This window comes from Anaerolineales bacterium, from assembly GCA_037382465.1.
GTDB lineage: Bacteria > Chloroflexota > Anaerolineae > Anaerolineales > E44-bin32 > WVZH01.
Window position 1 is genome coordinate 54477 of record JARRPX010000003.1, and the last position, 7596, is coordinate 62072.

The 7596-nt window shown below is 55.8% G+C and carries 10 protein-coding genes; 4 read left to right on the forward strand and 6 right to left on the reverse strand.

All coding sequences use genetic code 11. The features are described from left to right. The first annotated feature begins 9 nt into the window (after positions 1-9). On the forward strand, positions 10-1209 hold the full coding sequence (locus P8Z34_01950) for a hypothetical protein (GenBank protein MEJ2549428.1): 1200 nt from the start codon (positions 10-12) through the stop codon (positions 1207-1209). Between the two features lie 52 nt (positions 1210-1261). Here P8Z34_01950 and P8Z34_01955 read toward each other — a convergent pair whose 3' ends face one another. Continuing rightward, a complete protein-coding gene (locus tag P8Z34_01955; GenBank protein ID MEJ2549429.1) occupies positions 1262-1774 on the reverse strand; it encodes a DinB family protein in 513 nt (170 codons plus the stop codon). Positions 1775-2012: 238 nt separating this feature from the next. Here P8Z34_01955 and P8Z34_01960 point away from each other — a divergent pair, with 238 nt between their 5' ends. Genes P8Z34_01960 through P8Z34_01970 form a run of 3 tightly spaced genes read left to right on the forward strand, consistent with a single transcriptional unit; the run spans position 2013 to position 3305 of the window. Beyond that, positions 2013-2393 carry a roadblock/LC7 domain-containing protein gene (locus tag P8Z34_01960; GenBank protein ID MEJ2549430.1) on the forward strand — a complete coding sequence of 127 codons (381 nt, stop codon included), beginning with the start codon at positions 2013-2015 and terminating at the stop codon, positions 2391-2393. Next, on the forward strand, positions 2390-2980 hold the full coding sequence (locus tag P8Z34_01965; protein MEJ2549431.1) for a hypothetical protein: 591 nt from the start codon (positions 2390-2392) through the stop codon (positions 2978-2980). The genes P8Z34_01960 and P8Z34_01965 overlap by 4 nt, the downstream gene beginning before the upstream one ends. Positions 2981-2993: 13 nt before the next feature. Beyond that, positions 2994-3305 (forward strand): hypothetical protein, encoded by a 312-nt coding sequence (locus P8Z34_01970; protein MEJ2549432.1) that lies wholly within the window; start codon positions 2994-2996, stop codon positions 3303-3305. Positions 3306-3474: 169 nt separating this feature from the next. On the opposite strand, the gene P8Z34_01975 is transcribed toward P8Z34_01970, so the two are convergent. The 5 genes from P8Z34_01975 to P8Z34_01995 form a co-directional block, all read right to left on the reverse strand. After that, the gene (locus P8Z34_01975) at positions 3475-4167 is read right to left on the reverse strand and encodes a CPBP family intramembrane metalloprotease (protein MEJ2549433.1); all 693 of its coding nucleotides are present in this window, start codon (positions 4165-4167) and stop codon (positions 3475-3477) included. Positions 4168-4779: 612 nt separating this feature from the next. Next, on the reverse strand, positions 4780-5547 hold the full coding sequence (locus tag P8Z34_01980) for a nitroreductase family protein (GenBank protein MEJ2549434.1): 768 nt from the start codon (positions 5545-5547) through the stop codon (positions 4780-4782). Positions 5548-5614: 67 nt separating this feature from the next. Further along, on the reverse strand, positions 5615-6334 hold the full coding sequence (locus tag P8Z34_01985; protein MEJ2549435.1) for a polysaccharide deacetylase family protein: 720 nt from the start codon (positions 6332-6334) through the stop codon (positions 5615-5617). Positions 6335-6521: 187 nt separating this feature from the next. Next, complete coding sequence (locus P8Z34_01990) at positions 6522-6758, reverse strand: DUF2892 domain-containing protein (GenBank protein ID MEJ2549436.1); 237 nt, start codon at positions 6756-6758, stop codon at positions 6522-6524. Positions 6759-6833: 75 nt separating this feature from the next. After that, positions 6834-7538, reverse strand: coding sequence for a DUF429 domain-containing protein (locus P8Z34_01995; protein ID MEJ2549437.1), 705 nt, complete (start codon positions 7536-7538; stop codon positions 6834-6836). Positions 7539-7596: the final 58 nt, after the last annotated feature.

Below are 7596 nucleotides of genomic sequence, written 5' to 3' on the forward strand. Positions count from 1 at the left end.
AAATTCCACATGACCGAGTCAGGATCGCAAAACGCTGCACCACGGTATGGATTCAATTGGCGGACGGTGCTGCTGGGATTGTTTCCCCTGCTGGTGCTGGGTGCGGTGATCGCCTATTTCCTATTCACGGGCGGTGGATTGGGAAACTTGAGTTCCCCTCCGCTGGAACAGCTCAACATCGAACGCATCATCCTGCCCGAACCGGGATCGATCGCCCTCCACGTGGTCAATGATGGTCCCGTAACTCTGACCATCGCCCAGATCGCAGTAGACGAAGCCTACTGGAACTTCGAGGCCGATCCATCCAACACGCTGCCGCGCCTGAGCCGGGCCACGATCACGATTCCCTATCCGTGGGTGAAGCAGGAAGCTCACCTCATCAAGCTCGTCACTTCGATCGGCACGACCTTCGAGGCCGAAATTCCCATCGCCGTCGAGACCCCAAAGCCCAGCGGCAAGCTGTTGTTGAACTTCGCGCTGGTGGGGTTCTACATCGGCATCGTGCCGATCGCGCTGGGCATGCTCTGGTTCCCGATCCTGCGCCGGCTCAATCCCCGCGGGAGGCACTTCATTCACTCCCTCACCGTCGGCTTGTTGATTTTCCTGGCGGTCGGAACCTGGCTGGACGCGCTCGAATTCGCCGATCAGCTTGCGGCCTTCTGGCAAGGCGTGCCCCTGGTCATTTTCGTTTCCTTGATTTCGCTGGGTGTGTTGGTCGCAATCGGCGCAGTCCGCCGCGGCTCGAGCCGCGTTCTGGACACTTCCTACCTGCTCTCGCTGGGCATCGGCTTGCACAACCTGGGCGAAGGACTGGCGATCGGCGCCGCGTTCGCCCTGGGCCAGGCCGCCTTGGGAACGTTTCTGATCGTCGGATTCGCACTGCACAACATCACGGAAGGCGTGGGCATCGTGACCCCGCTGGTCCGCGAACCTCCCCGCTTCGCTCATTTCCTGGGTCTGATCCTGCTGGGTGGCGGACCGGCCATCCTGGGTACGTGGGTAGGCGGATTCGGCTTCAACCCCGTGCTGGCCACCATCTTTCTGGCCGTCGGCGTAGGCGCCATACTGCAGGTGATCTGGGAAGTCGGCAAACTGGTGGTAAACGGGAGCAAAAAACTCGGCGATCCAGCCTTGAACTGGACGACGCTGTTCGGGTTGAGCAGCGGACTGCTGATCATGTACTTCACCGCGTTTCTGGTGAAGTTCTAGCCGGTGTACCGGTGGGGAATGGGAGAGGTTGAAAACGTAATGTGAGCGCCGCTCACTCGTCTTCGGGCCGGTAAGCCGCCTGCGACATGTCGCCCACGTATTCCGGCAGGTCGGTATGCCCCAGGATCTCGCGGATCGTACGTGCCTCGCCGGTGTGCATCCAGTAATGATAGATGTTGCGCTGCAGCATCGTGCCGATACTTTCAGGATAATCCTTTCCCTTGTACAGGAAATGACCCTCCAGATCCTCCGGCGTTACGTCGTCGAGATACACATCCGCTTGCGCCGTTACCGCACGCCAGACCTCCCAAATCTCATCCAGCGGTGGTCTACTGGCAGGTTTGCCGTACCCAACCCGGTCGTTCAAATCCGGGAATAGCGTCTTTCCCTGGGCAGCCTCCACCCAGTAGCGGTGCTCCTGGTTGGCCAAATGGCCGATCGTCCAACTGAGACAGTTCATCGAGTCGATGCGAACGAGCGCATCTTCTGCAGAAACTGGTTCCATGCAGCGCAGGAATTCGGACCGGGCGAAACGCAATTGGGTGACGAGTGGATGGCAAACCATGGTTGCCCCTCCTTGTTTTCGTATACTCGCTTTGGAATCTTCTCTGCGAATTGCGGCTATTCTAACAGATCGCAGCGCGGGGGACGTACTTGTGGGCGGCGTTCGCCGCGCCTATACTGAAGGCAGTATTGCAGAGGGACGATTTGTGTGAACAGACTCGCTTTGGATTGAGTAGGCCCAATACTCATTTGAGCTCGATGACGATCGCCTGAAGCGGCATTTGGGCGAGGAGTCTTCCATGGTCGACTTGCAGCGGTTGCGTGAGGTGCCGGGTGTCAAAGGAACCGTCCGGGTTTCGCTGGGCGGCGAATTACAGGATCATTCCATCGACGGTTCCCCCGACATCGTGGCGGATCTCACCGCCCGGCTCAGCGCTACAGCTCGACGCGTCGCTGCGGTGATGGGTTATGAAGATTTCGTACACGCCCTGCTCTCCTACCGCGATGGCGGAAATCCGCTGCTCATCATTCCCCAGGAATCTTCATTCATCGGTTTGCTGCTCGACGTACCCCAAACACTGGTCGGAATCAGCGATACCTCACAAACCTTTTACAGCAGAGAATTGATTGCAGCTAGCCATATCCTCACCAGAATTCGAGGACTCATGGAGAGTGAATGAGGATAGAACACACGCAGGCATATCTGGATCGACTCGCAGCTTTGGAAGGGGTTCAAGGTGCATTTCTCTTCGATTCACGGGGAAAAGTTCTTTTCCATTCGACCCTCATAAAGCTGACGTCAGAAAAGCGGAACGTTCTGGCGCTCGCGCTGTCGCAATCCCTCACCGATTTATCCGGTATCCACGCATCTCCGTTAATGGACATCGATCTGTTCTTCGGCCAGGGGCGTCTGGTGATTAAAGGCGTCCCACAGGGTGGATTATGCATCGTGTGCGACAGGCAGGTGAACAACTCCTTGCTCAACATCGCCCTCGAAGAATGGTTCAACTTGCTGCTGGAAAATGACACACAACCCGCCGGCGGGCCGCGCCGTTCAATCCTCGATGAGTTGATCCAAGTCGCGCAGGAGGTATTGGGGGAACATGCAAGCAAGGTCATCAGCATCCTCGAAACGGCGGACGATGAGGGAGAAAATCTTCTGGATGCAATCGCCCAGGCGGAAAAGCTGACGCGGCTGTTTATCGATAAGGATCAAGCCGGGCACATGGCGCAGCGCATGCGCGACCTGGTCCAGGAAACAAGATAAGGAGAGTGGCGAAATGGTTTATGTGTCTTACGCATTGAGCATTTTGGGAATCATCGTGATGGTGGTCAACGTTCTGTTAGCGTTCCGCCTGCGCCGCGACTTGATAGGTGGAGAGATACGTTCGCGCTGGAGTTTGCTGACCAATTTCATCCTCATCTTTCTCGTGGGCTACGTCCTATCCCCGCTGCTGCTGGTCTTCTCCGTGCCCGCAGAATACATGGCTGCGGTTGTTTTTCTCATCTTCCTGCTTGGTGCGATCTTCGTCTGGATCGTGATCACGATCTTGCGCGAGATATTGTCGGTGCTGGAGGTCCTGGAGGAATAACGTCCTTCGTTGCCGGCCACTCCGGTTCAATGATATAGACTACCCAGGACTTCCGCGCCCTTGTACTACCAGATTTGGCGAAAACGCTTTCAACGCTATTGCACTGTTTTCGAGGCGTGAATACACCGCCAGCATCTTTTCGCACACCTCTTTGTTTGTAACGACCTGATCAACTCACCAGGCCCTCAAACATCAAGAGAGATTGTTCAACAGATGGGCCAGGACGCCAGACAGTAGAGAATTGTCGCTTCACTGCGTATCCAAAAAGCAGGCTGACAATGAAGATCGACAGCGCGCCGCCGACCGGCCTGGTCAGGCTTTCGATTACGGTCCCAGTGAAGAACCAGCCAGGAAGATGCAGAACGACGAAGCACAAGGATGTGGCGAGGTTCGCTAACCAAAATGAATGTTGCTGCCGCAGGTTCCCGAGTACCGCCCCGCGCAGCAGAAATTCCTCGAAGAAGGGCGCGATCAGTACGACGTTCAGCAAGGCGTAACTCGGTTGAAATTGGAAGATCGGCTTTCCCGCCAGGAGCTTTGGAATCCAGCCGGTCAGGGCGATCAACAAACCGACGCCGCCGCCCCAGAACAACCAGCCCTTGACGTTGGCGACGTTGAACACCTGCTTCAGATCGCGCCCCCCGAGGCGGACGAGCCAGTACGCCGGCAGGACCCACAACAGCAGCTTCGCCGTCGTCCAATAGACGAAGCTTCTCACGCTCGTCGCCATCCAGGGGATGCTGTCATCGAGCTGGACCTTGACCATCCAGGCGGCGATCCAGGCTGCGATTATCGCCGCAAATATGAGCCAGGTACTCCAGGCGATTCGTGCGGATGTAAGTTGCTTGTCAATTACTGCCATATGCCGACATAATAATTCACGAGGTTGACTGCACTCATTCGAACCAGACTCTGGACCGCCTTCTTGCCAGGCTTAGATGAATAAAAAGCCACATCGAATTCAGCAAAAAGGATATGGCGGAAAGAGTCATAAATTCGGCCAAGCTTCCCCCGAAAAAATAGAGAACCAACCCAAAGATAGACGGTAAGATTCCGATAGTCCAACCTACAATGAGAGATGCCGCGATGGGTCGGAAACCCATTCTAGAATACTGTCTTACGAACGAATAATATAGCAGCTTACCGAAACGCAAAAAGACGACGAAGTTCAACGCCAATCCGATGATCACGAAGACATGCAATGCCGGCAACCACGATAGTTTCTCGTTGATATAATCGTGTGCTAAAGTTCCGCTTGTGAGATACAAGAAGGGAGAAAGATAAAAAACGAGAATAATAAATCGCCTGAGAAAGCCCTTGATCGAATCCATCCGGTTTCCACCAAAAATATCAGTGCGCAGAGAGATCCCCCATTGATATACGAACACATTCAGCGCTCTCTGCCTTACAAATTCACGATCGCCGATGCAGATTTCTAATCGTCGTCCATCGAACCACGAGACGAAATATCCACTTATTTCCACGCCCGCAGCATGGCCTTCACGGACCGGCGCAGTTCCTGAGTGAAACCTGCGCTGAACTTGCGGGCGTACATCATCTGCCCGTAATTGTCGATTCCAGGCGGCCGCTCGGCGGCGGCGGCGAATTTCTCCTGCGCCTGGTGGAACATCTGCGCGTACTCGTCGACTCCCAGCCGCCGGTATTCGTCCTCGAAGACGATGAAATCCTGATCGTAGCGGGTGGTCTGCGGACGTTCCGCTTCCTGCCGGGTCGGATACCCGAAGCACAGCAAGCAGATGGGAAAGACGTATTCAGGCAGCTTGAACAGCTCCCGATGCGTCTCGTAGTTTTCCAGGATGTCCCCGATGTAGCAAGAGCCTATCCCCAGCGACTCGGCGGCGATGACGGCCGTCTGGGCGGCGATGAGCGCATCGCAGCACGCCAGGATCAGGTCGCCTTCTTCCGGCTTTTGCAGCGGGCCCGCGGCGATATCTTCCGCGCCCGACAGCCGGAAGTAATCGTGCCAGCGCTGGTAATCCGCCAGGAAAAGCAGAACCAGCGGCGCCTCGGCGATGAAGGGTTGATTGTCACACGTGCGAGCCAGGGTCTCCCTGGAGGCCTGGTTTTTAACGTGAATGATGGAATAGAGCATCATGTTCCCGGCGGTCGGGGCGCGCATGGCGGCCCGGAGTATCGCATTTCGTTCCGCATCGGCGATGGGCAGCTCTTCGTAGGCACGGATGGATTTACGCGTGTGAATGACTTCCAGCGTTGGATTCATGGCTCAGCATTCCCTCTTGGTGTGAGAAGAAAAAGGTGTCGGGTAGAAGAATTATATAGAAACGTCCTCAGGGCTGACAGCTGAATTCTTTCCCCATCAACGCCTTCAAATCATCCAGCGTCGACACCCCGCAGCGCGGAATGCAGTACTGATCCCAGAGTTCACCCGTATGATATTCCGCACGCAGCGCACCGATGTAGCCCGCTTGACGTAAAACGTCGTTGATTCTTTGATCACGCGCTTCCTTCGTCTTCCAGCCTGCGCCGTAGGGGAAGCAGAAAAACGGCACATTTTCGATCCCAAGCTCGGGATGGTTTATCAAGGCCCGCTTGCTGCCGCCGATTTCGTAGCGCAGTCTTTCTGCGTCGTCCTTGATCCCCTCCAGATTCGCATGCGTGACCGAATGGGAAACGATCTCGTAGCCCTCTCCCTTCAGCCGGCGCAGCTCTTCCCAGGTCATGGCCGGCACGTCGCCCCACATCTTTCGGTTCTTCGCATCCTGCGAGACGTAATCCGTCGAGATGCAAATGGAAGCTCTACTCTTAAAACCGTTAGCCTCGAGCAAGCGGGCAGCCCGGTCGTAAAAATCTCGATAGCCGTCGTCGAAGGTGAGCACGGCTTGTTTTTCCGGGAATTCCTTTTCCTCAGGGTTGACGAGATAATCCGCCACGTCGGCGAGATGGACGAGGCGGTAACCCGATCGATTCAGGTAGTCGAGATGGGATTCGAAATCGTCCGGGCATTGGTGGTACATCAAGACCGGGAAAACTCTGGGAATGTCCTTCAAGCTGCTCCTACGTGATTGCTGTCGGTATGCATCGTAGAAATAGGGATTGCCAACTTTGAGCTAAGGTTCGCCGCCGATCTCGCCTCTGAATCGTAGCCGCGGGGAGACAAACGGTGTCTCCCCGCGGTATTCAACTTCGTCGACGCTTCAACTTGCACCCTGAGAAAGGTTCTTGAGATCTAGATCCCTATTCTCCTTGCGCCCATTCCCGCAGTTTTGTCCCGACGAACGGGAGACCGAAAAGCGGCGCGAAGACGCAGAAATCGAACAAACCCGCCGCCAGCGGCACCAGACCAACGATGGCCAGCACGTAGCCCCACGTTCCGCCCACCGGCCACAACCCCAGATAAATCAAGATCAGGCCGGCTACAATCCTCGTAATCCGTCCAGCAGTCGATGCCATAAATCCAAAAAAGCCTTTCATCTTGCCCTCCTTGTGAATTTTTATCTATAGATGAGATTCTATCAGGTCGAGCGAAAGGACGGCGGCTTTTCGACGCTAAAACCACATTGCCATCTCGATGCCCAGCGCGTCCCATTGCGGAGGATCCGGAAAAATCTTCACTGAATCTGAAAGGATTCTTTCCGCTGTCCAAAGTGCAGCGAAGGCATCGTTCACGTCGTCGTCGTGGACCCGACTCCGAGGATGCTGCTGTCGCACTTGCTGACGTAGATCTTTACCGAAATGATCGTCGATGAGCCTTACACGGACCGCCATTCCGGCTTCGGTTTTTTTCGACTCCGCAAGCGCGATGCCTCCATGCCAATACATGAATGAAAGCTCCGGATGGACTTCATAGATACGACGGCGTGCCAACGCATCGGTTGACACGATTTCGTCCACCTCACGAATTCGTGCATAGATCCCCCAGGCCTGTGCGCCAACTCCCCGCCCATCCACGCTTCGCGTTATCTCGTCCGCCTCCTCGCGGCTGCGCGCCTCGATCGCGGGACGTATCGGCGCAGGAAAGACGCTGCTGGCGCGTGGACTTCCGAGTAGTTTCCTGGCCAGTGCGTCACACTTGCGAGGACCCGAATCCGGTAACCCAATGGGTATATCGACGGCAAGAACTACGGCTTTGGGCATGCGCTTCAGCAGACCCGCCATGGACGGGAAAACTTCCGTAGATATCTCGGCCGAGAGCAGATCTTTCGAGATGCAGATCCAGCCCCCCTTGCAGCCATCGACTCCGGCAATCAGCACCTTCGTAAGTCTCCTTGAATGACCTGAACGTATGATCCGACGGATTGATCATTCGGCA

Bases quoted from the DNA above. Each gene is read 5' to 3' on its own strand.
- P8Z34_01955 (MEJ2549429.1), bottom strand. From the start codon at position 1,774: ATGGTTTGCCATCCACTCGTCACCCAATTGCGTTTCGCCCGGTCCGAA.
- P8Z34_01950 (MEJ2549428.1), top strand. From the start codon at position 10: ATGACCGAGTCAGGATCGCAAAACGCTGCACCACGGTATGGATTCAAT.
- P8Z34_01960 (MEJ2549430.1), top strand. From the start codon at position 2,013: ATGGTCGACTTGCAGCGGTTGCGTGAGGTGCCGGGTGTCAAAGGAACC.
- P8Z34_01980 (MEJ2549434.1), bottom strand. From the start codon at position 5,547: ATGAATCCAACGCTGGAAGTCATTCACACGCGTAAATCCATCCGTGCC.
- P8Z34_01970 (MEJ2549432.1), top strand. From the start codon at position 2,994: ATGGTTTATGTGTCTTACGCATTGAGCATTTTGGGAATCATCGTGATG.
- P8Z34_01990 (MEJ2549436.1), bottom strand. From the start codon at position 6,758: ATGAAAGGCTTTTTTGGATTTATGGCATCGACTGCTGGACGGATTACG.
- P8Z34_01965 (MEJ2549431.1), top strand. From the start codon at position 2,390: ATGAGGATAGAACACACGCAGGCATATCTGGATCGACTCGCAGCTTTG.
- P8Z34_01975 (MEJ2549433.1), bottom strand. From the start codon at position 4,167: ATGGCAGTAATTGACAAGCAACTTACATCCGCACGAATCGCCTGGAGT.